Source organism: Actinomadura sp. NBRC 104425 (assembly GCF_030269545.1).
GTDB lineage: Bacteria > Actinomycetota > Actinomycetes > Streptosporangiales > Streptosporangiaceae > Spirillospora > Spirillospora keratinilytica.
In genome coordinates this window covers 253,161-275,777 of record NZ_BSTN01000004.1, presented here as the reverse complement: position 1 = coordinate 275,777, position 22,617 = coordinate 253,161, and the positions used below count along the sequence as shown (strand labels likewise).

The following is a 22,617-nucleotide window of genomic DNA, read 5'->3' as shown; positions in this document are numbered from 1 at the left end:
AACAGCCCCAGCAGCAGGCCGGTGAGCGCGAACGGGCCCAGGTGGTTGGTGGCGAAGATCCGCTCGTACCCCTGCGGTGTCAGGGAGTGCGCCTGCGGGCCGGTTCCCCCGCGTTGTTGAGCAGCACGTCGATGCGGCGCCCGTCGGCGTGCATGCGGTCGGCGAAGCGCCGCACCGAATCGAGGTCCGACAGGTCGACCTGGCGCACCTCAAGGTCGCCCTGCAGTCCGGCCCGGACGCGTTCGCCCTTGTCGGTGTCGCGTACGGCCATGATGACGCTCGCGCCGCGGCGGGCGAGCCGGTCGGCGACCACGAGGCCGAGCCCGCTGCTCGAGCCGGTGATCAGTGCCGTCCGGCCGGTCTGGTCGGGGATGTCGTCGAAGGACCATGCCAGTGCCATGCTCGCGTCCTCTGCCTGATAAGGGATAAATTATCCGTTCAGGGGCCACGGTACCACGGCAGCGGATGGATTATCCTTTCCGTGTGACCTTGCGCGCCGACTCCGCCCGTGTGCGGGCACGGATGCTGGCCGCCGCGCGGGCGCGCCTCGCCGCCGGTGACATGGAACTGCCGCTCAACGCCATCGCCAAGGACGCCGGCGTCGGCGTCGGCACGGTGTACCGGCATTTCGCCGGCCGGCAGGCGCTGCTGGAGTCGCTGGCGGCGGACAGCTACCGGGCGTTGATCGCAGAGGCCGCAGCAGCCGCCGACAATCCGGACATCGCAGATGGTCTGCGCAACCTGGTGCGCGCCGCCCTGCGCCGCCAGCTTGCCGATCCCGCGCTCGCCGCGGTTCTGTCGACACCCGAGTGCCAGTGCGACGAGACCCTGGCCCTGGGCCGCGAACTGGGCACGCTGACGATGCGCGTGCTCGACCGCGCCCGCAAGGCCGGGGTCATCCGCGCGGATATCGTCCCGGACGACGTGCGCCGGCTGACGTGCGGGCTGCAGCATGCGGTCCGCAGCGGCGGCGACGAGGACGGCACCGCAATCGACCGCTATCTGGACGTCCTGCTGCGCGGCCTTCGGCCGTAGCCCGCGGACGGCGGTCGAGGGGGGCCGCCGCTTCGCGACATGAGCTCACTTCTGACCGGCGAGCGGGCGCCCGAACGCCAGAAGCGTGACGCCGGGGGCAGGCGCCCAGTCGCGTTCAGGGAGCCGGACGAAGCCTTCGGCGAGATAGAGCCGCTGGGCGGCCGTCATCGCCGGTTGAGTCGACAGCACCAGCTGCCGCATCCCCCAGGCGACGGCCTGGTCGATGGCCGCTCGCACCAGAGCGCGGCCGACTCCGCGCCCCTGCGCCTGCGGGGCCACGGCGAGCGCTCGGATCTCGCCCTCGTCCTCACCACGGGCGACCTCGCTGGCGGCATGCCAACGCTCCACCATGACCGTTCCCAGCATCGGAGCCGTCCGGCCGTCCTCAACGGCGACCAGGACCTTGCCGCCGCCATCGGCACCGAGGACACGCAGAGTGTCCGCATAGTCCGGCTTCACCGCCAGATGGTTCTGAGCCTGGTATGCCGCAACGCGCAGCTCACCGACCGCGTCCATCTCTCCGGGACGTACACCACGAATGATCATGGCTGCATCCAACCACCCCTCGCCGACCAAACTGCGCCCACCGAGCCGCACCGCGCGGTCATCCGGCCCCGTCGAGGCCCTCCCACCGTGCCCGAACCGCAACCGGCTTGACGACCGGGGACCATGCACCGCCCTCCCCGCCTGCTGCGGCTTCCGGTACGCGCCGTGCGCGAGGACGGCGCCATGGAACTCACGGATGGCAGGACCGCCTCATCATCGGCACCGGAACACAGTCGGGCAGCGGGCGAGCAAGGCCGGGCTGAGTCGCGACGTTTGTCACGCCGTCATCCGGTCTGGGCCAGTTCACCGTACTCGTTCTGGGCGCCGAACCGGCGAACCTGCGCGGCCAGGAGCACCGTCGAGGTCGCCGCGACGATCAGCACCGCCAGCCCCGCCGCCACGACGGAGACTCCGAACGCGCTGGTGAGCGGACCTGCCACCAGCACCGCCACGGGAGTCAGCGCGAACCCTCCCAGCAGGTTCCAGCTGTTGACCCGGGCCAGGACGTCCGGCGGGAACGTGGCCTGCACCGTGGTCGACCACAGCACCCCGTAGATCGTCTGGCTCGCGCCCGGCGCCACCATGGCCGCAGCCAGCAGCCACCAGTCCGCCCCCGCACCGGCGAGCAGCATCGGCCCCGCGGCCGTCACCGGCAGCAACGCCGCCGCCAGGACCGGCCGTGCCGGACGCCACCGCGCCGCCACCAGAGCACCCGCCCATGCCCCACCCGCCTCCATCGCCGCCACCATGCCCCAACCGCCAGGCCCGCCATGCCCCTGCGCCATGTACAAGGGCCCGACGACGGAGGAGAACGCGCCGACCGCGACCGCCACGGCGGTGAACTGCCCGGTGAGAGCCCACGTCCACTGCACCGAGGTGAACTCCCGCCATCCGCCGCGCAGTTCGGCGAGCATGCCCGAGCCTTCCCGACGCCTTGCGGGGGTGCGCAGCCGCACCAGCAGCGCCGCGCCCACCACGGACGTCCCCGCCTTCATCGCGGCCGCCGCCCACGCGCCGACCGCCGCCACGAGCACCCCCGACGCCGCAAGCCCGACCAACAACCCCACCGCCACCGACTGCCCGAGCAACGCGTTCGCCGCCTGCCGCGCCCGGCCCTCCACCAGATCAGCGGCAATACCGCGCTCGGCGGGGACCAGCAGCGCGCGGGCGAGTCCCGCCAGCACCGCCAGACCGCACACCAGCACCAGCGGCGCGCCCCCGGCGAAGAAGCACACCGCAAGGCCGCACCACGCCCCCGCCGCGAGCACCTCCGCACCGGCCATGACCCGGTGCCGGCGAAACCGATCCCCCACGATGCCGCCGGCCAGGACCAGCAGCGCCGGAGCCGCCTTCGCCGCCACGACCACCGACAGCCCGGCAGCTCCATACCCCATGTGAAGAGCCCCGAAGGACAACGCCAGCATGCCGAAACCGTCACCGGCATTCCCCGTCACCCGCGCCGCGAACAGCCGCGCAATCGCAGGATTTCTGAGAAGGCTGCACAGCGTGGAGTTTTCGGACATAAAGCGGGCCCTAGAATAGAAATGGCGGTTTCGTGCGAAGTCCGCCGCACAAGCTACCGCCCATACCACTTCCCCCCGCACTCTCTTTGCACTGCCTTTGCGTGCACAAGACCGGAGCCTTCCATTCGCACCACCTCGGATGAGCGGTCCCCGGCGGCGCCACGGCCTGCGAGGCCGGTGCCATCGCCCGGGGGCGTTCCCTGCATCCGACCGTCAGGTCGTGATCCTGGTTCGGGCGCTTCCCGGCACCTGGTGATCGGCTCGGAAGTGGGCCGCTCCCACTTCGAGACCGGCGCCTACGGGTTCTGGCGCGCCCATCTCCGCGCGCTGCTCACCGCCGCCGGCACGCCCGCCCCGGACGCTCTCGTCGAGCTCCTGCTCGCGCCCCTGGCCCCGGAGGTGCACGGCCATCAGCGCGAACCCCCGGGCCTGCCCCCCGAGCAGATCACCACGGCGGTGGCCAGGCGTACCAGGACGCTCGGCCCCGCCGTCTGACATCGGCCGCCGCCCGCAGCGCGTGCGCGGTCGGGGCGGTTCGGAGCGGGAGGCGATGCGGTGCGGCGGCCGCCCGGCGCCGGGCGGTCACTCGGTTCCGGGGTCAGCCCCAGGTCAGGAAGCGGTAGTGCAGGCCGGTCGAGGACTCCTGCCATGGGCCCACCGAGTCCGGCGGGCGGCCCACGGTCGGCGCGTACGTGTCGCCTTCGAACAGCTCCCGGATCTCGGTCACCACGATCCGGTCGGCCAGCGGCAGCGCCGCCTTGTACACGGCCGCGCCGCCGATCACCCACACGTCCCCGGACACCGCGTCGAGCGCCTGCTGCAGACAGGGGAACGTCTCCACCCCCTCCTGCGGCGTTCGGGAGAGGACGATGTTGCGCCTGCCCGGCAGCGGCCGGTACCGCGGCGGCAGCGACTGCCATGTGCGGCGGCCCATGAGCACCGTCGCGCCCGCGGTCAGAGCGCGGAAATGCTTCAGGTCCTCCGGCAGGTGCCACGGCAGTGCGCCGTCGCGGCCGATGACGCCGTTGGCCGACTGCGCCCAGACGAGCCCGATCACACCGCCACCGGTGCCTTGATGGCGGGATGCGGGTCGTAGCCGTCGAGCTCGAAATGCTCGTAGGTGTAGTCGAACAGGCTGGCCGCCGGCTTCAGGCGCAGCGTGGGGAAGGGCCGCGCGTCCCGTGCGAGCTGCGTACGGACCTGCTGCTCGTGGTTGTCGTAGATGTGGCAGTCGCCGCCGGTCCAGATGAAGTCGCCGACGCCGAGGCCGACCTGCTGGGCGATCATGTGCGTCAGCAGCGCGTAACTGGCGATGTTGAACGGCACGCCGAGGAACAGGTCCGCGCTGCGCTGGTAGAGCTGGCAGGACAGTTCGCCGTCGGCGACGTAGAACTGGAAGAACGCGTGGCACGGCGGCAGCGCCATGCGCGGGATGTCGGCGACGTTCCATGCGGACACGATGATGCGCCGGGAGTCGGGGTCCTCGCGGAGCGTGCGCAGCACCTCGCTGATCTGGTCGACGTGTCCGCCGTCCGGGGTCGGCCACGACCGCCACTGCACGCCGTAGATCGGGCCGAGGTCGCCGTCCGGCGCGGCCCACTCGTCCCAGATCGTGACGCCGTTCTCCCGCAGCCATGCGACGTTGGAGTCGCCGCGCAGGAACCACAGCAGCTCGTAGGCGATCGAGCGGAAGTGCACCTTCTTCGTGGTGATCAGCGGAAAGCCGTCGGACAGCCGGTAGCGCAGCTGGTGGCCGAAGATCGACCGCGTGCCCGTGCCGGTCCGGTCCTTCTTGCGGACGCCGGTGTCGAGCACATGGCGGAGCAGGTCTTCGTACTGTGTGTCCGGCATGGCCGCAAGCCTAGCCACCCCCGCCGGACAGAGCCGGACGGCGTCCACGCCGGGCCGGGGGCGCGTTGCGGGTGGGACGTCAGGTGTTACCGATGCCCGCGGTGACGCTTCCGTCGACGAGGACTTCGGCGCCGGTGCGGAAGCCGGACTCCTCTCCGGCCAGGTACACCACCAATGCGGTGTGCCCCATGTGGATCTCCACCGCGTCGAAGCCCGCCTCGGCGGCCGGCAGCGCGGCGTCGGCGTGTGCCCGGGTGATCCGCTCGATGTCGGCGGCGGTGGCCGCGCGGGTCCGGCGCAGGCTCAGCGGGCTGTGAGCCGAACGGGGCCAGGGCGGGCAGGCCGGTGGACGCGGCGTCGGCCGCGACGTCGCCCGGCGTACGGGCGGCCGCCCTGCCGTCCGGATCTGTCCGCGCCGGCCGGTGGCACGCCGTCGGCGTCGCCAGTACGGAATGCCGGTTGTGTCGCCTGCCCGTCCCCTGATTGGATGCCAGCGCCCCGCCGCCGCTCCGATGAGACGAGTTCCGGGCGGCGCCTGTCCCGCAACGACACGCGATTCGCTGATGGGAGTCACATGTCGCAGACCCTTCCGGCTGACGGGCACGAGCGTGAAGCGTCACCCGCGGGTGTGCTGCCCGCGCCGCGTACGCCGTCTCCGCGTGAGGCGCCGGCCCTCGAATGGGGGGTGATCGCCCCCGGAGGGATCGCGGCGGCCTTCACGCGCGCTCTGCACACGTACACCGAGCAGCGCGTGGTGGCGGTGGGTTCGCGTGACGCGGGCCGGGCCCGGGCGTTCGCCGACCGGTTCGGGATAGCGGCGTCGTACGGGGGCTACGCCGAGCTCCTCGATGACGATCGTGTGGACATCGTGTACGTGGCGTCGCCGCATTCGGAGCACTTCGCCCATGCCATGCAGGCGATCCAGGCCGGACGGCATGTGCTGGTGGAGAAGGCGTTCACCCGCAACGCCCGCGAGGCGGAGCAGCTCATCGAGGCCGCCCGCCGGCGGGGCGTGTTCCTCATGGAGGCGATGTGGACGCGGTTCCTGCCCCACATCGACGTGGTCCGGCAGGTGCTCGCGTCCGGGATGCTCGGGGAGGTGCAGACGGTCGTCGCCGACCACGGCCAGTTCATGGTGCCGGACGCGACGTCCCGCCTGTACGCGCCGGAACTGGCGGGCGGGGCCCTGCTGGACCTGGGCGTCTACCCGGTGTCGTTCGCGTCGATGGTGCTGGGCCCCTTCACGTCGATCACCGCCGTCGGGACCAAGGCGTTCACCGGGGTCGACGGGCAGGCGTCGATCGTGGTGACCAATGAGGCCGGGGCGCACGGCGTGCTCAACACCACGCTGTTCACCCGCACTCCGACGACGGCGTCGGTGTCGGGAACGCTGGCGCGCCTGGAGATCGAGGGCGAGTTCTACGCGCCGACGACGGTCCGGCTGGTCGGCCGCGAGGGCGAGTTGCTGGACGCCTACGTCCCGGATCAGCGTGACGGCGGGCTGTGCTACGAGGCCGCCGAGGCGGCGCGGTGCGTCGCGGCCGGGCGCCTGGAGTCGGATCTGCTGCCGCTCGACGAGACGTTGCGGATCATGCGCGTCCTTGACGAGATCCGCAGCCAACTGGGTGTCGTCTACCCCGGGGAATGACCTGCTCCGCCGGTCGGGGGTCGCCGCCCGGCCGGCGGGAGCGGAGCACCGGACGCCGCGGCGCGAGCATCGGCCGCGCCTCGCCGTCGTGGTCGGCGTGAATGCCGCGGGGTACAGGTCGAAGACGCCCGGCCGGCACCGCCGAGCCCGCGGTGCGCCAGGGTCGTTGTCTGTGCCGTCCCGCCACGCCCAGGGGAATGGGAGATCGGCGTCCGACCGATGGACGAGTCACGGAATGCGGTGACCGGCGGCCCGGAAGAGCTCGTACCACTCGGGGCGGGTGAGGGGGATGTCGGACCCCTGGGCCGCCCCGGCCACGCGGTCGGGGGTGGTGGTGCCGAGGACGACCTGCATGCGGGCGGGATGTCGGGTGATCCACGCGGTGGCGATCGCGATGGGCGGCACCCCGTACTCGGCGGCGAGCCGGTCGATGACCGCGTTGAGCTCGGCGTGCTCGGGCGCGCCGAGGAAGACGCCGTCGACGACCCCGGACTGGAACGGCGACCAGGCCTGGACGGTGATGCCGTGCAGCCGGCAGTAGTCGATGATCCCGCCGCCGTCCAGGGTCGCCGACTCGGGTTCGCCCATCATGTTGGCCGTCAGGCCCTGGGCGATGATCGGGGCGTGCGTGATCGACAACTGGAGCTGGTTGACGACGAGGGGCCGGCGCACATGGCGGCGGAGCAGCTCGATCTGGCCCGGGGTGTGGTTGGACACCCCGAACGCCCGCACCTTCCCGGCCGCCTCCAGCTCGTCGAAGGCCCGGGCGACCTCCTCGGGTTCGACGAGCGCGTCGGGCCGGTGCAGCAGCAGGATGTCGATGCGGTCGGTGTCCAGGGCGCGCAGCGACTCCTCGACCGCCGCGACGATGTGCTCGTAGGAGTGGTCGTAGTAGGGGCCCTCCCGGACGATGCCGACCTTCGTCTGGATGGTGACGGCGTCGCGTTCGGAAGGGGTGAACCGCATCGCCTCGGCGAAGCGCCGCTCGCACTCGTGGGTCGTCCGGCCGTAGATGTCGGCGTGGTCGACGAAGTCGATGCCGGCTTCCCGGGCGGTGCGCACGAGCGCACGGATCTCCTCGTCGCTCTTGTCCGCGATGCGCATGAGACCGAGCACGACATTCGGGGCGGAGATGTCCGTCCCCGGCAGGGTGAACCTCTTCACTGGCTGGCAGTCCTCTCCTACGCGGCGCTCACACCCGCCGGTCACCATGCGGGGGCGGCCAACTGTATGCAAAGACCATCAACGTCACGGCCGGGAGCGCCCCAAGTCGTCGCTGTGGCCGAGCCGCTGGACGGGGCCGGTTCGGCCGATGACCGCACGTGGCGTCCGCCACCGTCTCAGACGGGTGAGACGAGCCCGTTCCACCGGTGAAGCAGGGCGGCTCCAGGCGATCGGTGGCGGACGACCTGCGGAGCAGGGGCGGCGTCCGTCAGGCCGGCGGACGCCGGCGCGGGCCGCTCAATACCGTGTGGTGCACACCCAGGTGATCCAGCGGCCGCCGCCCGCATTGGCTATCGCGTCCTTCTGGGCTGCGGACCGCGTCTTGCCGCTGCCGCCCCAGTACTTGTTGGTGTTGGGGTTGTAGGCGACCGCGCCGCAGCCGTTGACGAACGTCGTGAGGACCTTGCAGCCGGAGGCGGGGCACTCGTTCAGCGCCCGCTGTCTCGCGGCAGCCGCGGAACTGTAGTCCCAGGACTTGCCGATGGCGCCGTTGGGCGCCACGGCGATGGCCCCGTAGTACAGCCTCGGCGGTGAGTATGTGCTGTCCGGGGTGGACGGCGCTGGGTTGGGGGTGTAGGTCGGCGGATCGTAGGTGGGCGTGCTGTACGTGGGCGGAGTGTAGGTCGGCGGAGTCGGCAGGTCGAGCAGGGTGGACTTCGCGGCCGTCGGCCTGCCTGACGAATCGTCGGAATCGACCAGCAACCACAGCACGGCCCCGCCCCCGATCAGGAACACGAAGGCCACGAAGACCACGATGACGACGATGGCCGGGTTGTTGTTGGGAGGCTGCGGGCCGGGCGGCCCCCATCCCGGTGATCCGGGCGGCGTCGGCGGGCCGGCAGGGGGCCCGTAGCCCGGTGGATAGCCACCATGCGGTGGTTGTGGGGGTTGCACTGTGACCGCTCCCGGGATAGGTCGATATCCAGGCGATCATAGCGACTTTCCCACCGAAACGACGTGGTCGAGCAACCATCCCATCGCATTGTGTGACGCCCCCGGGAACTGGCCGACCACAGCGCGGAGTCGTGCGCGGACGCGACACGTTCCCAATGCCCTCGCTGAGCCACATAGTGAACACGTGTGAGCGGATGCAGGTCAGCCGTTCCAGGTCGAATGAGGCGCCCTCCCGCACCGAGGCGACCGCATCCGGTCACACGCGTGCCGTCGTCCGCATGCCCACGACGCGGTCCCGCCGTCGAGCGGGCCGAATTCACGACCGCGTCGAACGCCGGGCGCTCTTCGTCGGCGAGGACCGGGCGTGCCTGTGCACCTGCGACGTCTCGGTCGCGGCGTGCCGCCCTCCGCCGGCGCGGCGAGGAGGGCGGCACGCCGCCGGTCAGCGGGTCGCCGCCTTGAGGATGCGGCGGGCGGTGCTCTGGATGTGGACCTCGTCCGGGCCGTCGTAGATGCGGCCCTCGCGGGCGTGCCGGTACATCCGCGACAGGGGGAGGTCGTCCGTCAAGCCGGCCGCGCCGTACACCTGGATGGCGCGGTCGATGACGTTGTGCAGCATCCGGGCGCCGACGACCTTGATGGTGCCGATCTCGATGCGCGCCTGGTCCCCGGCGTCGATCCGCTCGGCGGCCTGGAGGGTGAGCAGCCGGGCCGCCTGGATCTCGGCGTAGGAGTCGAAGACGTGCTTTTGCATCAGCTGCTTGTCCGACAGCGGCTCCCCGAACGCGGTGCGGACGCCGAGGCGGTCGCACATCAGCTCGAACGCGCGCTGCGCCTGGCCGAGCCAGCGCATGCAGTGGAAGATGCGGCCGGGGCCGAGCCGATCCTGGGCGATGACGAAGCCGTGGCCGCGCGGACCGAGGAGGTTGTCGGCCGGGACGCGGACGTCCTCGTACGCCACCTCGTAGTGGCCGCCGTGCAGGCCGAGCACCGGCGTCTCGCGGACGATCCGGTACCCCGGCGTGTCCGTCGGCACGATGATCATGCTGAAGGCGCGGTGCGGGCTCGGCGGGTCCTTCTCGGTGCGGCACATGACGGTGGTGTACGCGGCGTCGGCGGCGCCCGTCGTGAACCACTTGCGGCCGCGGATGACCCATTCGTCGCCGTCGAGTTCGGCGGTGGTCTGGATGCCGGTCGGGTCGGACCCGGCGACGGACGGCTCGGTCATCGCGAAGCTCGGCGACACCTCCCCCGCCACCAGCGGGGCGAGGTAGCGCTCACGCCAGCGCGGGCTGGCGTACTTGTGCAGCATCAGCGAGTCCTGGAGCGTGAACGTGCCGAGCGCGAGCTGGCCCCACTCGCTGCGGCCCTGCACCTCGTTGACGAAGACGTAGTCGAGGAACGGCATGCCGCCGCCGCCCAGCTCCTCGGGGTGCCCGAGCGCCCACAGTCCTTCCTTCTTCGCCTGCCGCTGCAGGTCGGCCAGCAGGTCGCGGGACTGTTGGCCGCCCGCGTTCAGCACCGGCTCGGCGGGCTCGACCCGCTGCGTCATGAAGGCGTGGACGGCGTCGCGGATGTCCCGGACGCGGTCCGGCACGGGAAACAGCATCATGCCTCCCCGGTCAGGTCGGCGGCGATGTCGCGGCTGCCGTAGCCGTCCGGCGCGGGGACCTCCACGACCGGCTCGGGGCGGTCGTCGAACTCGACGCGCAGTGCCTTCGCCATCGTCGCGTGCATGTCGTACATGCAGGTGATGTAGGTGAGCTGGAGGATCTCCGCGTCGGGGAGGTGCTCGGTGAGGATGTCGAACACCTCGTCGGGGACGCGGCCGCCGTCCAGCACGAGCCCGTCGGTGTAGGCGAGGACGGCGCGTTCCAGCCGCGTGTAGCAGTCGGCGGTCTGCCAGTGCGGGATCGCCTTGATCTTCTCCTCCGGCACGCCGAGCGCCCGCATCTGCTTGCAGTGCTGGGAGAACACGAACTGGCTGCCGCGCGCCCAGCCGGCCCGGCACTGGCCGAGCTCGCGCAGCACCGGGTCGAGGCTGGCGTTGCGGTAGAGCGCGAAGCCGCGGACGGCGTGCCGGAACACGTCGGGCGACTGGGCGAAGACCGTCCACCAGTCGCCCGGGGAGCCGGTGGCGGTGCCGTGGTCGACGGCGGGGTCGCGGTCGGGGCCGAAGAGGTGGTCGTAGAAGAAGAGGATGCGCTCGTCGGTGACCTCGGCGCGGGGGACCTCACGCAGTCGGGGCATGCTGCTCCTTCGGGTTCACCGCGGGCACGGGCACCGGGACGGCCTTGGGGGCGGTGCGGTCGGCGGCGGTCTTCGGTTCGTGGGAGACGTCGGCGTCGGTGAACGTGCGCGTCCAGCACGCGAACTCCAGCAAGATGCCGTCCGGGTCCTGGAAGTAGAAGGAGCGGACGAAGACGCCCTCGTCGAACTCGCGTGCGATGCCCAGCGGGCTGTCGTCGTGGTTGATGATCGGGCTGACGGTGACGCCCTTGTCCTGCAGCCGCCGCCAGTACTCCTCGAACTTGTCCGGCGGGACGTGGAAGGCGACGTGGTTCATCGACCCGACCGCGCTGACCAGGCTGCCCTGCTCGGGGCGGTTCGCGGGCGCGGACAGGCCGGGCACGCCGTCCGGGGCGTCGGGGAACCAGAAGAACGCGACGCAGTCACCGCCGCCGCAGTCGAAGAAGAAGTGCTGGCCCATGCCGGCCGGCAGCTCGATGGTCTTGATCAGCGGCATGCCCAGCACGCCGCTGTAGAAGTCGACGGTGCGCTTCATGTCGGACGACACGAGCGCGAGGTGGTTGATGCCGCCCAGCTCGAACTCGGTGTTCTTCGGGCCCGTCATGAGACCTCCCTGTGCCTGGCGCGCAGCTCCCGCGTGAGGGGCCCGCCCGCGACGCGGCGCGGCGGTTGCGCGGTGGACTCGGCGCGTCGCGGGACCTTGCGGCCGCCGGGCTGCTCGCGGCCGGCCGCGATGCCCTTCCCGGCGGTGGCGATGTCCGCGGCGCGTGCGGCGGCGCGGAGGAAGCGCATCCCGCCGATGCCGCCGATCGGGACGCCGCTGATCAGCATGGCTGCTCCGGCACGCGCTCCTCCTCGGAGTTGACTTGACAGTCATGTCAGCTCTGGCCGATGCTCGGGATCCTGAACCTGGACACATCGGTTGTCAACCCCCGTACGGGCGCCGCTGAGGAGGGGCACGGGGCATGCACAGCAAGGCCGGACCGGGCGAGGAGGCGGCCGGGCAGGTACCGCTGACCGAGCGGGGCGCCCGGACGAGGGAGCGCATCCTGCGCGCCGCCCGCGAGGTGTTCGAGGAGCGCGGGTTCCTCGACACCCGGGTCGCCCACATCACCCGCCGCGCCGCCGTCGCCTACGGCTCCTTCTACACGTACTTCCCGTCCAAGGAGGCGGTGTTCCTGGAGGTCGCCGACCGGCTCTTCCAGGACATGACCGAGCACGCCCTCGTCCCGTCCGAGGGCCCGTCGCCGGCCGCCTGCGTCCGCCGCGCCAACCGGGCCTACTACGAGGCGTACCGGCGCAACGCGCGGATGATGGCGATCATCGAGCAGGTCGCGACGTTCAATGTCGAGTTCCAGGAGATGCGGCGCAAGCACCGCGCCGGGGCGACCGGACGGCTGGCGGAGGTGATCCGGCGGTGGCAGCGCGCCGGGCTGGTCGGCGGAAAGCTCGACGCCGAGATGGCCGCCCGCGCCCTGGCCGCCATGGTGGACCACTCCCTGTACCTCTGGTTCGTCCAGGGCGAGGACACCCCCGACACCGAGCGCCTTCTGGACACCCTGGACGCCCTCACCATCCGCGCCCTCGGCCTCCAGGCCTGAGGGCCCGCAGCCCCGAAGGAGCCGCCTTGGCACGCACCGACCGTTCCATCACCGCGGGAGACCGCGCCGTGCGCGCCTTTCTCCCGGACGGTACCGGCCCCGCCGACAAGCACGCGGACGCGCGACAGGCGGCCCGGGCATGAGCGGCGCGGACGCGAACGGCCTGGCCGAGGCGCTCGCCGGGGTGCTGTCCGCCGAGGTGACGGGCCTGCGCCGCCTGTCGGGCGGGGCGAGCCGCGAGACGTGGTCGTTCGAGGCGGACGGCCGCGCCCTCATCCTGCGCCGCGAGCCCCCGTCCGCTCCCGGCCCGTCCGCCCTGCACGCCGGCGGCATGGCGCGCGAGGCCGCCCTGCTCGCCGCCGCCGCGGAGGCCGGCGTGCCGGTCCCCCGCCTCGCCGCGCACGGCGACGCGCTGCTCGGCACCCCGTATCTGGTCATGGAGCGGCTGGACGGCGAGACCATCCCGCGCCGCCTGCTGCGCGACGACCGGTTCGCCGGGGTCAGGCCGCGCCTCGCCCGGGAGCTCGGCGGCATCCTCGCCCGGATCCACACGATCCCGCCGGACCGGATCCCCGGCCTGCCGTCCGGCGACCCGCTCGCCGAGCTCACCGCGCACCACCGGGCGTTCGAGGAGCCGCGGCCCGCCGTCGAACTGGCCCTGCGCTGGCTCGCCGAGCACCGCCCGCCGTCATCCGGGCGCCGCTCGCTGGTGCACGGCGACTTCCGCAACGGCAACCTGATGATCGACGAGTCGGGGGTGCGCGGCGTCCTGGACTGGGAGCTCGCCCACGCCGGCGACCCCGCCGAGGACCTCGGCTGGCTGTGCGTGAAGGCGTGGCGGTTCGGCTCGCCGCTGCCGGCCGGCGGCTTCGGCACCCGCGAGGACCTGCTGGACGGCTACGCGGCGGCGGGCGGCGTCCCGCCCACGCCGCAGGAGCTGCACTGGTGGGAGGTGTACGGCACGCTCCGCTGGGCGGTCCTGTGCCGGCTCCAGGCCGAGCGCTTCCTGAGCGGGTCCGATCCGTCGGTCGAGTACGCGGTCCTCGGCCGGAAGGTCTGCGAGCAGGAGCACGACCTGCTGCTGGCCCTGGGGCTGACCGAGCCGGAGAAGGTCGCCGACCCGCTGGACGCGTCCGGCGCATCGGCGCAGGCGCCCGCGCCGCACGACCGGCCGTCGGCGCACACGCTGATCGACGCCGTGGCCGGGTTCCTGCTGTCGGCCGAGCAGCCGGACGAGCGGCTGCGCTTCCACGCGCGCGTGGCGGCGGGTGCGCTGCGCATCGCCCGCCGCGAGCTGCTGCTGGCGGACGGGCACCGGGCCGCGCACCGCGACCGGCTCCGCGCCCTGGGCTGCGCCGACGACGCCGCCCTGGCCGCGGCCATCCGCGACGGCACCCTGGACGGGCGCATGGACGAGGTGGTCGCGGCCGTCCGCGCGTCCGTGCGGGACAAGCTGCTCGTCGCCAATCCCGCCTACCTGAACACCCGCTAGCGCGGGAACGGGCCCGCGCGGCCGAGCAGGGCGGGCGGCCGCACGCCGAGCAGCCCGCCGAGCCAGGCGCCGGTCTCCGCCACCGCCGCCATGTCGATGCCCGTCTCGACGCCGCTGCGGTGCAGGGCGTACAGGAGGTCCTCGGTCGCGATGTTGCCGGTGGCGGCCGGGGCGAACGGGCAGCCGCCGAAGCCGCCGGTGCTGGCGTCCAGGGCCGCGGCGCCCTCGTCGAGCGCGGTGAGCGCGTTGGCGTAGCCGGTGTTGCGGGTGTTGTGGAAGTGGAAGCGCAGCGGCGTGCCGGGGGCCGCCTCCCGCGTCCGGCGGGCCAGGTCGCGGACCTGCGCGGGGACGCCGACCCCGATCGTGTCGGCGAGCGCGATCTCGAAGGCCCCGGCGGCGTGCGCGCGGCGCGCGATCTCCGCGACGCGCTCGGGCGGCGTCTCGCCCTCGAAGGGGCAGCCGAACGCGGTCGCGATCGTCATCCCGGCCGGGACGCCCGCGTCGGCGGCGGCCACGGCGATCTCGTCCCAGGCGTCCAGCATCTGCGCGGTCGTGCGGCCCTGGTTGCGGACGGAGAACGCGTCCGACGCGGCGACGACCACGTTGACCTCGTCCACCCCGGCGGCGAGGGCCCGGTCGAGGCCCCGCCGGTTGAGGACGAGCCCGCTGTAGCGGACGCCGTCGCGGCGCGGGACCCCCGCCATGACCTCCTCCGCGCCCGCCATCTGCGGGACGCGCCGCGGGTTCACGAAGGAGACGGCCTCGATCCGGCGGGTCCCGGCCTCCACGCAGCGGGTGATGAACGCGATCCTGTCCTCGGGGGAGAGGGTGCGCCGTTCGTTCTGGAGGCCGTCACGCGGGCCTACTTCCAGGACCGTTGTATGCAATCTGCCCCCCAGGCCGGAGCTGTACGCGTAATCGCGACTATATTGCATGCAATACCGCTAGGAGGGTTCATGCCCCGCGCCGCCGACACCGCCTACGAGGCGGTCCGCCAGATGATCCTTTCGGGGGAGGCCGCGGCCGGCAGCAGGCTCGGCGAGGCGGAGCTGGCCGAGTCGCTGGGCCTGTCGCGCACCCCCGTGCGGGAGGCGCTGCAGCGGCTCGGGTCGGACGGCCTGGTGGAGGTCCTCCCCCACCGCGGCGCCCGCGTGGTCCGGTGGACCCGCGCGGACCTGGAGGAGATCTTCGAGCTGCGCTCCCTGCTGGAGCCGTACGCGGCGGCGCGCGCCGCCCGCCGCCGGCCCGGCGAGACCGTCCTGGCCGACCTGCGCCGCCTGTGCGCGGCGACGGAGCGGGCGGCGGCGGACGGCGACCTGGCCGAGGTCGCGCGGCTCAACTCCCGCTTCCACGCCGCGCTGATCGAGGCGTCCGGCAACCGGCGGCTGCCGGCGATGCTGACCTCGGTCATGCACGCGCCGCTGATCATCGGCACGTTCCGCCGGTACGGCGCGGACGCGCTGGCCCGGAGCATGAACCACCACCGGGAGCTGGTCGCCGCCATCGCCGCGGGCGACCCCGCGTGGGCCGAGTCGGTGATGCGGTCGCACATCCGCGCGGCGGCGGCCGAGCTCACCGCGGACGAAAGCGAGGAGCCATGAGCGACGACGCGTCCCCCCGCCCCGGCGGGGCGCCCTCCGGTCCCCTCGGCGACCTGCGGGTCGTGGAGATGGGGCAGCTGCTGGCCGGGCCGTTCTGCGGGCAGCTGCTCGGCGACTTCGGCGCCGAGGTCGTCAAGGTGGAGCCGCCGGGCACCGGCGACCCGATGCGCGAGTGGGGCCGGGAGAAGCCGCACGGGCTGTCGCTGTGGTGGCCGATCCTCGCCCGCAACAAGAAGTCGGTCACGCTCAACCTGCGCACCCCCGAGGGGCAGGCGCTGGCGCGGCGCCTCATCGCGGGCGCCGACGTCCTGGTGGAGAACTTCCGCCCCGGCACCCTGGAGCGCTGGGGCCTGGCGCCCGAGGTCCTGCACGCCGACAATCCGCGGCTGATCATCACGCGGGTCACCGGGTACGGGCAGGACGGCCCCTACGCCCCCCGGGCCGGGTTCGGCTCGATCGGCGAGGCGATGGGCGGCATCCGGTACGTCACCGGCGACCCGGACCGGCCGCCGTCGCGCGCCGGGATCTCCCTCGGCGACGAGCTCGCCGGGACGTTCGCCGCGCTCGGCACCCTCGTCGCCCTGCACGCCCGGCAGCGCACCGGACGCGGGCAGATCGTCGACTCCGCGCTGTACGAGGCGGTGCTGGCGATGATGGAGTCGCTGATCCCGGAATGGGAGATCGCCGGCTACCAGCGGGAGCGCACCGGCTCGGTGCTGCCGAACGTCGCGCCCAGCAACGTGTACCCGACCAAGGACGGCCCCGTCCTCATCGCCGCGAACCGCGACACGGTCTGGCGCCGGCTCGCCGCCCTCATGGGCCGTCCGGAACTCGCCGACGACGAGCGCTTCGCCACGCACGGCGCCCGCGGCGCCAACGCCGCCGAACTGGACGACCTCATCGCCGCCTGGACAGCGGAGCAGGAGTCGTCGGCGCTGCTGGAGCTGCTCCACGACAACGGCATCCCGGCGGGGCTGACCTACCGGGCCCGGGACATGCTCGCCGACCCGCACTTCAAGGCCCGCGAGGCGATCATCAGGATGGCGCACCCGGAGTTCGGCGACTTCCCGATGCAGGGCGTCTTCCCCAAGCTCTCCGACACACCCGGCGCGGTGCGCTCGGTCGGCCCGTCCCTCGGGGAGCACAACGCCGAGGTCTACGGCGCCCTCGGCCTGGCCGCCGAGGAGATCGAGGCCCTGGCCGCCGCCGGAACGATTTGAGGGAAGGGCCCCGCCGGTGCGGTCCCGGCGCGCAGCCGCGGCCGGGGGCGGCCGTTCACGTCGGCGTGTCGGGGGGATGGGCGAGCACGCTCAAACGGTCCCGGTCGGTGGTCTCGTCGAACTCGCTCCAGCGCCGCTCGTGCCCGGCGCGCAGCGTGGACGCCTGGGCGAACGTGTGGTGCGAGGCCAGATCCGCGAGCTCGGGGGCGTGACCGGCCAGGATCTCCCGGAACCGCTGCTCGGCGAGTTCGCCCAGCGAGTCGTAGATGAGCACGCACAGCCGCCTGGCCTCGGCGCGCGGCCAGTCGGGCGGCAGCAGTTCGGCGGGCAGGTCGGGGTCGAGGGTGGGGAACGCGCGCCAGTCCGTCATGACCGCCGTGCGCAGCCGCAGGGCGTCCGCGGGCGAGGTGCCGGGCCGGGTGACGCGGCCGGCCTCCTTGCGGTATCTGCGGATGAACCGCAGGTACCGGTCCCGCAGGGCGCTGACGTCGAAGGCGCGCTCCAGCACCCGGTCGAAGCCCTCGTCGGCGACCTCGTCGGCCCGGAACACGGTGACCCCGCGCACCCCGAGCCTGCGCACGAGCGCGGCGACGTCGGCGGTCCGGTCGTGCGGGCTGACCCAGACGGCGTCGAACAGCATGCCGAAGTGCATCAGGCGCAGCCCGTCGCGCAGGGCCCGCCGGGTGTCGCGCCGGTCCTCGGGCACCGAGAACATCACCACGGTCCACCGGCCGTCCCACGACGGCGTGGCCGCGCCGAACGTCAGCAGCCGCAGCATGTGCGCCACGATCACGTCGTGGGCGCGGGGCGGCAGCCCGTAGGCGGTGGTGCGGCCGACGCGGGAGCTGGTCAGCAGCCCCCGCGAGGCGACCCGGCGCAGGGCCGCGCGGGCGCCGGCCTCGGTGATGTCGAACTCGGCGAGCAGCCGGACCAGCGCCGCCGACGGGATGTGCTCCTGCCGCCAGAACCAGTAGTCGCCCAGCAGTGTCGTCAGCAGGCGCTGCGGCTCGGCTCCCTGCCTGCCCCGAGGCAGGGAGCCGGTCGTCGTCGGCGCGGTCACCCGGCGCCCCTCATCGTCGGTCCCCTCAGTCGGTGTAGGTGCCCCAGTCTCCGGCGCGGGCGGCATCGGGGTGGCGCTGCAGACCGCGCTGGGCAGCCTGGACTACCGGCGCGCGGCGGGCGTCATCTGCGTGATCATCGTGCTGATCCTGCTGCTGGAGCTGCTGTCGGTGGCGATCCGCCGGCGCGGCGGGCAGGAGCGGCCGGCCGGGTCCGCGGCGCTGCCCGCCGGGCGGCGCGTCCACGACGTCGGCTGGGACCGCGACCGGGTGCTGCGGTTCGCCGGGGCGGGCACGGCCGCGGCGGTGTTCCTGGTCTCGCTGTGGTCGCTGGACCTCAGCCTGGACCGGCTGGCCGGCGCCTGGCCGAACGTGCGCGCGATGCTCACCGGGATGTGGCCGCCCGCGTTCTCCGGCGAGATCTTCATGGGGGTGCTGGAGAGCCTGCTCATGGCGCTGGGCGCCGCCTCCGTCGGCGCGCTGGGCGGGCTGGCGGCGGCCCTGCTCACCGCGACCGGCGTCGCCCCCTGGCGTCCGCTGGCGGCGGTGGTGCGCGCCCTGGTGGTGGTCATGCGGGGCATCCCCGACCTGGTGTACGCGCTGCTGTTCGTGGCGGCGCTGGGGCTCGGCCCGTTCGCCGGGTTCCTGGCCCTGTCGATCTCCTGCACCGCGCTGGCCGCCAAGTTCTTCACCGACGCCCTGGAGCGGCTCGCCCCGGTACCGCACGAGGCGCTGACCTCGGTCGGCGCCACCCGCCCGCAGGCGTTCACCGCCGGGAGCTGGCCGCAGTTCGTGCCGTCGTTCACCGGCAACGGCCTGTTCGTCGCCGATCTGGCGCTGCGCGAGTCGATCGTGCTGGGCATCGTCGGCGCGGGCGGCGTCGGCTACCTGATGCAGGAGTCCATCGCCACCCTGCGCTACGACGTCACCTGCGCCATCGTCATCGCGATCGCCGTCGTCGTCTACGGCATCGAGGCGCTCGCCCGCCTCGCCCGCCGCCACCTGCTGTGACCCCCGCCGAGGAAGGAAGCGATGAGCACCGAACGCCCGTCCGACTGGGACCCCCGCCTCCCGGAGACCTTCGACAGCTCCCACGAGGTCTACGCCGACCTGCGGCGGCGCTGCCCGGTGCCGTGGAGCGACGCCTTCGGCGGCTTCTGGGCGGTGACCCGCTACGACGACGTCGTGCGGGTCGCCCGCGACAGCGGAACGTTCAGCACCGCCGTGCAGAACGTCGTCCCGCACGTGCCGCGCAGCGCCCGCCGGCCGCCGCTGCACTTCGACCCGCCCGAGCACGGGGTCTACCGGGCCCCGCTGGACCGGGTGATGCGGCGCGCCGCGGTGCGCCGCCTGGCGCCCGCCTTCACTGAGGCGGCGCGCGAGCTGCTGCGCCCGATGCTGGACCGCGGCGGCGGCGACTACTCCGCGCAGTTCGCGCTGCCGTTCGCCGCCCACTGCTTCGCGCTGTTCCTGGACCTGCCGGTCGATCGGGTGCTGGAGATCCGCCGCATCGGGGTGGAGTACAGCTTCGCCATCCAGGACATGGACCGGCCCCGTATCAGGGCGGCCAGCGACGAGCTGTACGGCATCGCGCGCAGGATCGTCGACGAGCGCCGCCGCGCCCCCGGCGACCCGGACACCGACATGGTCACCAGCCTGCTGGAGGCCGCGCGCGACCCGGACCGCCCGATCCCCGACGACCTCGTGGTCGGGACGGTCCGGCAGACCATCGTCGCGGGCATCGGCGCCCCGCACGCCGTGCTCGGCAGCGCCGCCGTGCACCTGGCCCGCGACCCGGACCTGCAGCGGCGGCTGCGGGAGCGGCCCGAGCTGCTGCCGGGCGCCATCGAGGAGCTGCTGCGGCTGTACGCCCCCTACCGGGTGTTCGCCCGCACCGCCACCCGCGACGTCGAGCTCGGCGGCCGGACCATACGCGCCGGCGAGCCGGTCACCATGCTGTTCCCCTCGGCCAATCGGGACGAGGCCGTCTTCGCCGCCCCCGACCGGCTGGACCTGGACCGGCGGCCCAACCGCCACCTGGCGTTCGGCCGGGGCGCCCACCGCTGCCCCGGCGCGGCCATGGCCAGGCTGGAGCTGGCCGCCGCGCTGCGGGCGCTGCTGGGCGGCACGACCCGCATCGCCCTCGACGGCGAGGTGACGATGTTCAACTGGCTGGAGTTCGGCCCGAGGTCGGTGCCGCTGCGGCTCACCGCGGGCGGCGGGTGACGCTCAGGACAGGGCGTGCCAGGCGTCGGACAGGGCCTGCCGGAACTGCTCCACCTGCCGGGGGGTGAGGTCGCCGAGCATCCGCTCCTCCAGGCGGCGGACCGGCTCGGCGAGGTCGGCCAGCAGGTCCCGTCCGGCGTCGGTGAGGTGGATGAGCAGTTCCCGGCGGTTGGCGGGGTTGCGCTCGCGGCGGATCAGGCCGCGGCCCTCCAGCGCGCGCACCATGTCGGCCATGGACTGGGCGGTGACGAACGAGTCGCGGGCGAGCTGGGCCGCCGACAGGCCGTCGTGCCGGTCCAGCACGGTCAGGGCGGTGTACTGCAGCGCGGTGATGCCCGCGGGCCGCACCAGGTCCTCCAATCCCGCGCGGACCGCCAGTTCCAGCCGTTTGACCATGTAGAGCAGCGAGGGCGGCTCCTTGACGGGCGCCTGGCGCGCCTTGGCGCCGGGTGTGCGGTGCTGGTCGGCCGGGGTGGTGGTCATTCGGTGTGCTCCCTGGTCGCGCCGGTCGGTGCGCTGTGCTGCCGCTAGCAGATCCTGCCACCGGCCATGAATCGACGATTGACAGGAAACCTGTCGGACACGACACTGTCAATCGACAGGATTCCTGTCGATTGCCCACCGGGAGAAGGACGGAGACATGGAGCTGAACGGCAGGGTCGCGATCGTCACCGGGAGCGGGCGCGGCCTCGGCCTGGCCTACGCGAAGGCGCTGGCCGCCGCGGGCGCGGCGGTGGTCGTCAACGACGTGGACGCGCAGGCGGTGGACGCCGCGGTGGAGCAGATCACCTCGGCGGGCGGCCGGGCGACCGGCGTGACGGCCGCGGTCGGCGAGACGGCGGCGGCCGATGAGCTGGTCGCGACGGCGGTGCGCGCGTTCGGACGGCTGGACGTGCTGGTCACCAACGCCGGCATCCTGCGCGACCGGGTGCTGTGGAAGATGACCGACGAGGACTTCGACGCGGTCGTCAAGGTGCACCTGCGCGGCACGTTCACCTGCGCCCGGGCGGCGGCGGTGCGGATGCGCGAGCAGGGCGAGGGCGGGCGGATCATCCTCATCGGCTCCCCCGCCGGGCAGCGCGGCAACTTCGGCCAGACCAACTACGCGGCGGCCAAGGCGGGCATCGCCGCGATGGCCCGCACGTGGGCGCTGGAGCTGGCCCGGTCGGGCATCACCGTCAACGCCGTGGTGCCGGTCGCGGCCACCGAGATGACCAAGACCATTCCGGCGTTCGCCCCGTTCATCGCCGAGTCCGAGCGCACCGGCGCGCCGCTGCCGCGGTGGCTGCGCAGGGACGAGGGCCTGGGCACGGTCGAGGACGTCACCGGGCTGATCACGTTCCTGGCCTCCGACGCCGCCAAGGACGTCACCGGGCAGGCGATCGGCATCGGCGGGGACCGGCTGGCGCTGTGGGCGCACCCGCAGGAGAAGGCGGTGGCGTTCGCCGACGGCGGCTGGAGCGCCGAGGCGATCGCCGCGCAGTGGCACACGGGCGTGGGCGCCGAGCCGGAGACCTACGGCATCCCCGCCCCCGACGTCCCGGAGGCCGCAAAATGAGCCAGGCCGCGATCAACGTCGACGAGCTGGTCGCCATCGACGTGCACACCCACGCCGAGATTTCCGAAGACGGCCACCGGTCGCTGAGCCCGGAGCTGTTCGGCGCCTCCGCGGAGTACTTCAAGGCGCAGGGGCACCGGCAGCCGACCATCGCGGAGACGGCCGCCTACTACCGCGAGCGGAAGATGGCGGCGGTGGTGTTCACCGTGGACGCCGAGCACGCCACCGGGTGGCCGCGGATCTCCAACGAGGAGGTCGCCGAGAGCTGCGCCGAGCATGCCGACGTGCTGATCCCGTTCGCCAGCGTTGACCCGTGGAGAGGCAGGGCGGGCGTGCGGGAGGCCCGCCGGCTGGTCGAGCGGTACGGGGTGCGGGGGTTCAAGTTCCACCCCAGCATCCAGGGCTTCTCCCCCAACGACCCGATGGCCTACCCGCTGTACGAGGCCATCGAGGAGCTGGGGGCGATCGCGCTGTTCCACACCGGGCAGACCGGCATCGGCGCCGGGGTGCCGGGAGGCGGCGGCATCCGGCTCAAGTACTCCGACCCGATGCTCGTCGACGACGTCGCCGCGGACTTCCCCGGGCTGCGGATCGTCCTGGCGCACCCGTCGTTCCCCTGGCAGGACGAGGCGCTGGCGGTCGCCGTCCACAAGCCCACCGTCCACATCGACCTGTCGGGCTGGTCGCCCAGGTACTTCCCGCCGCAGCTGGTGCGGTACGCCAACAGCCTGCTCAAGGACAAGGTGCTGTTCGGCTCGGACTACCCCGTCATCACCCCCGACCGCTGGCTGGCCGACTTCGACGGGCTCGACATCAAGCCCGAGGTCCGCCCCAAGATCCTCAAGGACAACGCCGCCCGGCTGCTCGGCCTGGCCACGGACTGAAGGAGA

The 22,617-nt window shown here is 73.1% G+C and carries 26 protein-coding genes; 12 read left to right on the top strand and 14 right to left on the bottom strand.

The features are described 5' to 3' along the window. Positions 1-79 precede the first annotated feature (79 nt). On the bottom strand, positions 80-400 hold the full coding sequence (locus QSK22_RS09080) for an SDR family NAD(P)-dependent oxidoreductase (protein ID WP_285493573.1): 321 nt from the start codon (positions 398-400) through the stop codon (positions 80-82). An 83-nt stretch (positions 401-483) separates the two neighbouring features. Between QSK22_RS09080 and QSK22_RS09075 the strand changes: the two genes are divergently transcribed. After that, on the top strand, positions 484-1,035 hold the full coding sequence (locus QSK22_RS09075) for a TetR/AcrR family transcriptional regulator (RefSeq protein WP_285493572.1): 552 nt from the start codon (positions 484-486) through the stop codon (positions 1,033-1,035). A gap of 45 nt (positions 1,036-1,080) precedes the next feature. Here QSK22_RS09075 and QSK22_RS09070 read toward each other — a convergent pair whose 3' ends face one another. Then, positions 1,081-1,581, bottom strand: a complete 501-nt coding sequence (locus tag QSK22_RS09070; protein ID WP_285493571.1) for a GNAT family N-acetyltransferase — start codon at positions 1,579-1,581, stop codon at positions 1,081-1,083. A gap of 284 nt (positions 1,582-1,865) precedes the next feature. Next, positions 1,866-3,104: an MFS transporter gene (locus tag QSK22_RS09065; RefSeq protein WP_285493570.1), complete on the bottom strand. Its 1,239-nt coding sequence runs from the start codon at positions 3,102-3,104 to the stop codon at positions 1,866-1,868. 252 nt (positions 3,105-3,356) lie between these two features. On the opposite strand from QSK22_RS09065, the gene QSK22_RS09060 reads away from it, so the two are divergent. Beyond that, positions 3,357-3,599 carry a hypothetical protein gene (locus tag QSK22_RS09060; RefSeq protein ID WP_285493569.1) on the top strand — a complete coding sequence of 81 codons (243 nt, stop codon included), beginning with the start codon at positions 3,357-3,359 and terminating at the stop codon, positions 3,597-3,599. A 103-nt stretch (positions 3,600-3,702) separates the two neighbouring features. Here the strand turns inward: QSK22_RS09060 and QSK22_RS09055 are convergent, their stop codons facing one another. Together QSK22_RS09055 and QSK22_RS09050 are read right to left on the bottom strand one after the other, a co-directional pair. Continuing rightward, entirely contained in the window at positions 3,703-4,161 is a 459-nt protein-coding gene (locus tag QSK22_RS09055) for a dihydrofolate reductase (RefSeq protein ID WP_285493568.1), read from the bottom strand. Next, positions 4,158-4,955, bottom strand: coding sequence for a thymidylate synthase (locus QSK22_RS09050; RefSeq protein ID WP_285493567.1), 798 nt, complete (start codon positions 4,953-4,955; stop codon positions 4,158-4,160). The genes QSK22_RS09055 and QSK22_RS09050 overlap by 4 nt, the downstream gene beginning before the upstream one ends. 188 nt (positions 4,956-5,143) lie before the next feature. On the opposite strand from QSK22_RS09050, the gene QSK22_RS33715 reads away from it, so the two are divergent. Continuing rightward, the gene (locus QSK22_RS33715) at positions 5,144-5,272 is read left to right on the top strand and encodes a hypothetical protein (protein WP_352231425.1); all 129 of its coding nucleotides are present in this window, start codon (positions 5,144-5,146) and stop codon (positions 5,270-5,272) included. Between the two features lie 368 nt (positions 5,273-5,640). Beyond that, positions 5,641-6,603 (top strand): Gfo/Idh/MocA family protein, encoded by a 963-nt coding sequence (locus tag QSK22_RS09040; protein WP_285493566.1) that lies wholly within the window; start codon positions 5,641-5,643, stop codon positions 6,601-6,603. 228 nt (positions 6,604-6,831) lie between these two features. On the opposite strand, the gene QSK22_RS09035 is transcribed toward QSK22_RS09040, so the two are convergent. The 6 genes from QSK22_RS09035 to QSK22_RS09010 form a co-directional block, all read right to left on the bottom strand. Then, positions 6,832-7,767: an aldo/keto reductase gene (locus QSK22_RS09035; protein ID WP_285493565.1), complete on the bottom strand. Its 936-nt coding sequence runs from the start codon at positions 7,765-7,767 to the stop codon at positions 6,832-6,834. Positions 7,768-8,064: 297 nt separating this feature from the next. Then, a complete protein-coding gene (locus tag QSK22_RS09030) occupies positions 8,065-8,580 on the bottom strand; it encodes a DUF4189 domain-containing protein (protein ID WP_285493564.1) in 516 nt (171 codons plus the stop codon). 583 nt (positions 8,581-9,163) lie between these two features. Then, the gene (locus QSK22_RS09025; RefSeq protein ID WP_285493563.1) at positions 9,164-10,333 is read right to left on the bottom strand and encodes an acyl-CoA dehydrogenase family protein; all 1,170 of its coding nucleotides are present in this window, start codon (positions 10,331-10,333) and stop codon (positions 9,164-9,166) included. Then, positions 10,330-10,971 (bottom strand): carboxymuconolactone decarboxylase family protein, encoded by a 642-nt coding sequence (locus QSK22_RS09020; RefSeq protein WP_285493562.1) that lies wholly within the window; start codon positions 10,969-10,971, stop codon positions 10,330-10,332. Before QSK22_RS09020 ends, QSK22_RS09025 begins: the two co-directional genes overlap by 4 nt. Beyond that, entirely contained in the window at positions 10,955-11,575 is a 621-nt protein-coding gene (locus tag QSK22_RS09015; RefSeq protein WP_285493561.1) for a VOC family protein, read from the bottom strand. Before QSK22_RS09015 ends, QSK22_RS09020 begins: the two co-directional genes overlap by 17 nt. Next, positions 11,572-11,802 carry a hypothetical protein gene (locus QSK22_RS09010; protein WP_285493560.1) on the bottom strand — a complete coding sequence of 77 codons (231 nt, stop codon included), beginning with the start codon at positions 11,800-11,802 and terminating at the stop codon, positions 11,572-11,574. The genes QSK22_RS09015 and QSK22_RS09010 overlap by 4 nt, the downstream gene beginning before the upstream one ends. A 134-nt stretch (positions 11,803-11,936) precedes the next feature. Here QSK22_RS09010 and QSK22_RS09005 point away from each other — a divergent pair, with 134 nt between their 5' ends. Further along, positions 11,937-12,572, top strand: a complete 636-nt coding sequence (locus tag QSK22_RS09005) for a TetR/AcrR family transcriptional regulator (RefSeq protein ID WP_285493558.1) — start codon at positions 11,937-11,939, stop codon at positions 12,570-12,572. 139 nt (positions 12,573-12,711) lie between these two features. Beyond that, positions 12,712-14,064, top strand: a complete 1,353-nt coding sequence (locus QSK22_RS09000; protein ID WP_285493557.1) for a phosphotransferase family protein — start codon at positions 12,712-12,714, stop codon at positions 14,062-14,064. On the opposite strand, the gene QSK22_RS08995 is transcribed toward QSK22_RS09000, so the two are convergent. Then, a complete protein-coding gene (locus QSK22_RS08995; RefSeq protein ID WP_285493556.1) occupies positions 14,061-14,999 on the bottom strand; it encodes a hydroxymethylglutaryl-CoA lyase in 939 nt (312 codons plus the stop codon). The genes QSK22_RS09000 and QSK22_RS08995 overlap by 4 nt on opposite strands. A gap of 21 nt (positions 15,000-15,020) precedes the next feature. Here QSK22_RS08995 and QSK22_RS08990 point away from each other — a divergent pair, with 21 nt between their 5' ends. Further along, positions 15,021-15,665, top strand: coding sequence for a GntR family transcriptional regulator (locus QSK22_RS08990; protein WP_285493555.1), 645 nt, complete (start codon positions 15,021-15,023; stop codon positions 15,663-15,665). Continuing rightward, complete coding sequence (locus QSK22_RS08985) at positions 15,662-16,885, top strand: CaiB/BaiF CoA transferase family protein (protein ID WP_285493554.1); 1,224 nt, start codon at positions 15,662-15,664, stop codon at positions 16,883-16,885. Before QSK22_RS08990 ends, QSK22_RS08985 begins: the two co-directional genes overlap by 4 nt. 55 nt (positions 16,886-16,940) lie before the next feature. On the opposite strand, the gene QSK22_RS08980 is transcribed toward QSK22_RS08985, so the two are convergent. Beyond that, on the bottom strand, positions 16,941-17,945 hold the full coding sequence (locus QSK22_RS08980) for a PaaX family transcriptional regulator (protein ID WP_285493553.1): 1,005 nt from the start codon (positions 17,943-17,945) through the stop codon (positions 16,941-16,943). A gap of 70 nt (positions 17,946-18,015) precedes the next feature. Here QSK22_RS08980 and QSK22_RS08975 point away from each other — a divergent pair, with 70 nt between their 5' ends. Next, positions 18,016-18,954, top strand: a complete 939-nt coding sequence (locus QSK22_RS08975; RefSeq protein ID WP_285493552.1) for a PhnE/PtxC family ABC transporter permease — start codon at positions 18,016-18,018, stop codon at positions 18,952-18,954. Between the two features lie 21 nt (positions 18,955-18,975). Continuing rightward, positions 18,976-20,169, top strand: a complete 1,194-nt coding sequence (locus QSK22_RS08970; protein ID WP_285493551.1) for a cytochrome P450 — start codon at positions 18,976-18,978, stop codon at positions 20,167-20,169. A 3-nt stretch (positions 20,170-20,172) separates the two neighbouring features. Here the strand turns inward: QSK22_RS08970 and QSK22_RS08965 are convergent, their stop codons facing one another. Continuing rightward, entirely contained in the window at positions 20,173-20,652 is a 480-nt protein-coding gene (locus QSK22_RS08965; protein ID WP_285493550.1) for a MarR family winged helix-turn-helix transcriptional regulator, read from the bottom strand. Between the two features lie 157 nt (positions 20,653-20,809). Here QSK22_RS08965 and QSK22_RS08960 point away from each other — a divergent pair, with 157 nt between their 5' ends. Both QSK22_RS08960 and QSK22_RS08955 read left to right on the top strand, forming a co-directional pair. After that, positions 20,810-21,727 carry an SDR family oxidoreductase gene (locus tag QSK22_RS08960; protein WP_285493549.1) on the top strand — a complete coding sequence of 306 codons (918 nt, stop codon included), beginning with the start codon at positions 20,810-20,812 and terminating at the stop codon, positions 21,725-21,727. Further along, a complete protein-coding gene (locus QSK22_RS08955; protein WP_285493548.1) occupies positions 21,724-22,611 on the top strand; it encodes an amidohydrolase family protein in 888 nt (295 codons plus the stop codon). The genes QSK22_RS08960 and QSK22_RS08955 overlap by 4 nt, the downstream gene beginning before the upstream one ends. Positions 22,612-22,617: the final 6 nt, after the last annotated feature.

Coding starts and splice junctions, on each gene's coding strand:
- QSK22_RS08995 (WP_285493556.1), bottom strand. CDS start 14,999: ATGCAATATAGTCGCGATTACGCGTACAGCTCCGGCCTGGGGGGCAGA.
- QSK22_RS08960 (WP_285493549.1), top strand. CDS start 20,810: ATGGAGCTGAACGGCAGGGTCGCGATCGTCACCGGGAGCGGGCGCGGC.
- QSK22_RS08965 (WP_285493550.1), bottom strand. CDS start 20,652: ATGACCACCACCCCGGCCGACCAGCACCGCACACCCGGCGCCAAGGCG.
- QSK22_RS08985 (WP_285493554.1), top strand. CDS start 15,662: ATGAGCGACGACGCGTCCCCCCGCCCCGGCGGGGCGCCCTCCGGTCCC.
- QSK22_RS09070 (WP_285493571.1), bottom strand. CDS start 1,581: ATGATCATTCGTGGTGTACGTCCCGGAGAGATGGACGCGGTCGGTGAG.
- QSK22_RS33715 (WP_352231425.1), top strand. CDS start 5,144: ATGTGGATCTCCACCGCGTCGAAGCCCGCCTCGGCGGCCGGCAGCGCG.
- QSK22_RS09065 (WP_285493570.1), bottom strand. CDS start 3,104: ATGTCCGAAAACTCCACGCTGTGCAGCCTTCTCAGAAATCCTGCGATT.
- QSK22_RS09000 (WP_285493557.1), top strand. CDS start 12,712: ATGAGCGGCGCGGACGCGAACGGCCTGGCCGAGGCGCTCGCCGGGGTG.
- QSK22_RS09020 (WP_285493562.1), bottom strand. CDS start 10,971: ATGCCCCGACTGCGTGAGGTCCCCCGCGCCGAGGTCACCGACGAGCGC.
- QSK22_RS09080 (WP_285493573.1), bottom strand. CDS start 400: ATGGCACTGGCATGGTCCTTCGACGACATCCCCGACCAGACCGGCCGG.
- QSK22_RS09050 (WP_285493567.1), bottom strand. CDS start 4,955: ATGCCGGACACACAGTACGAAGACCTGCTCCGCCATGTGCTCGACACC.
- QSK22_RS09005 (WP_285493558.1), top strand. CDS start 11,937: ATGCACAGCAAGGCCGGACCGGGCGAGGAGGCGGCCGGGCAGGTACCG.
- QSK22_RS08990 (WP_285493555.1), top strand. CDS start 15,021: ATGCCCCGCGCCGCCGACACCGCCTACGAGGCGGTCCGCCAGATGATC.
- QSK22_RS08970 (WP_285493551.1), top strand. CDS start 18,976: ATGAGCACCGAACGCCCGTCCGACTGGGACCCCCGCCTCCCGGAGACC.
- QSK22_RS08955 (WP_285493548.1), top strand. CDS start 21,724: ATGAGCCAGGCCGCGATCAACGTCGACGAGCTGGTCGCCATCGACGTG.
- QSK22_RS09015 (WP_285493561.1), bottom strand. CDS start 11,575: ATGACGGGCCCGAAGAACACCGAGTTCGAGCTGGGCGGCATCAACCAC.
- QSK22_RS09025 (WP_285493563.1), bottom strand. CDS start 10,333: ATGATGCTGTTTCCCGTGCCGGACCGCGTCCGGGACATCCGCGACGCC.
- QSK22_RS09010 (WP_285493560.1), bottom strand. CDS start 11,802: ATGCTGATCAGCGGCGTCCCGATCGGCGGCATCGGCGGGATGCGCTTC.